Annotated in this window: 1 protein-coding gene and 1 pseudogene; both read right to left on the reverse strand. The window is 41.6% G+C overall.

What is annotated here, in order from left to right; genetic code table 11:
• Nucleotides 1-23: 23 nt before the first annotated feature.
• Nucleotides 24-1,400, reverse strand: a complete 1,377-nt coding sequence (radA, locus tag WBG45_RS05355) for a DNA repair protein RadA (protein WP_424412750.1) — start codon at nucleotides 1,398-1,400, stop codon at nucleotides 24-26.
• A gap of 164 nt (nucleotides 1,401-1,564) precedes the next feature.
• Nucleotides 1,565-1,954: pseudogene (locus WBG45_RS05360) on the reverse strand (ATP-dependent Clp protease ATP-binding subunit ClpC); the annotation flags it as partial.

The raw sequence follows: 1,954 nt of genomic DNA on the forward strand, positions 1-1,954 counted from the left end.
AGAAAAAGCTTTCCCAAAGACGCCTAAGCGTTTGGGAAAGCTTCTTTTAATGCGTCATTTATACTTTCGACGCCGATTACTTTAATGCCTTTAGGGAAATCCCATCCACCGATATTAGAAGCTGGAATAATGGCACGTTTGAAGCCTAGTTTAGCCGCTTCTTGTACGCGTTGTTCAACTCGAGAGACTCGACGTACTTCACCAGTTAACCCTACTTCACCAATGAAACAGTCGTGTGCACTAACTGCTACATCACGATAACTTGAGACAATTGTCGTCAATACCGCTAAGTCAATGGCTGGCTCATCAAGCTTCACTCCACCTGCCACTTTAATGTAGGCATCTTGTGTTTGTAGGAGCATGCCCATTCTTTTTTCTAAAACAGCCATTAAAAGTTGGACCCTATTTTGATCAATTCCACTAGCCATACGTTTAGGATAGTTAAAGCTAGTTGGCGTCACTAATGCTTGAATTTCAACTAGTATAGGGCGTGTCCCTTCCATAGAAGCAACAACGGTTGATCCAGCTGCACCTTGTGAACGTTCTTGTAAAAACAGCTCAGATGGATTTAGTACTTCTTTTAAGCCACCTTGCAACATTTCAAATATCGCAATCTCGTTAGTAGACCCAAATCTATTTTTCTGTGATCGCAAAATACGATACGTATGATGACGCTCTCCTTCGAAATACAACACCGTGTCTACCATATGTTCAAGTAATCGCGGGCCAGCGATTTGACCTTCTTTTGTAACGTGACCAACAAGGAAAATTGCGATATTTTTCGTTTTTGCAATCCGCATTAATTCAGCCGTACATTCTCGAACTTGCGATACACTACCTGGAGCAGAAGTGACATCCGGGTGGTGCACAGTTTGAATGGAATCGATTATGACAAATTTCGGCTCAACGCTATCAATTGCTTCATTCACTAATTCCAAATTCGTTTCGGAATAAATATAAAGTTCAGAAGACGTTACGCCTAAACGTTCTGCGCGTAGTTTCGTCTGACGTACCGATTCTTCCCCAGACATATACAAGACGCGATGGTTTTTATTAGCAAGCAAAGCAGAAACTTGTAGTAATAAAGTTGATTTCCCGATACCTGGATCTCCACCGATTAACACGAGCGAACCAGGTACAATTCCACCACCCAGAACACGATTCAACTCATCTAGATCCGTATCCACACGAGGTTCGTCTGCAATTTCAATTGCCGTGATGGGGGTTGCTTTATGTTTAACACCATCAGAATGTTGGAACGTCCGACGAGGTCCTTTTACGACCACTTCTATCTCTTCCACCATCGTATTCCATTCGCTACAACCCGGGCAACGTCCCATCCATTTGGCAGATTCATAGCCACAAGAGTTACACATAAATTTCGTTTTACGTTTAGCCATAGTACCTCCTATATAGAAAAGCGAAAAGCGCCACTCAAGCTCGACACCGGCGCTGGAAGCTAGACATGATAACTCTATCATACACGTTTGAGAGTCATTTTAATAAGTTCCTATATGTAGAAAAAGAGCATTCCGAACAAACTCGCCGGAATGCTCCAAATGTTTTATTCTGCGACTAATGCTTCTGTACGAATCACAAATTCATCGTTTTCTACATCAAACACAATGTTGTTGCCAGTTAATACCGTACCTTTTAATAATTCTTCAGACAAACGGTCTTCAATATGTTTTTGAAGTGCACGACGGAGCGGACGTGCGCCGTATTCTGGGTCGTAGCCTTCTTTTGCAATTTTTTCTTGTGCTGCTTCAGTTAACTCTAGCTCGATTTCTTGTTCTTTCAAGCGTTTTGTTAACGTAGCAGTCATCAATGTAACGATTTCTTTTAAGTGTTCTTTTTCTAATGAATGGAACACAATCATTTCATCCACACGGTTTAAGAACTCAGGACGGAATGCTTTTTTAAGTTCTTCGAGCATTCTGCCTTTCATATCTTT

The sequence above is a fragment of the Paenisporosarcina sp. genome, assembly GCF_049671445.1.
GTDB lineage: Bacteria > Bacillota > Bacilli > Bacillales_A > Planococcaceae > Paenisporosarcina.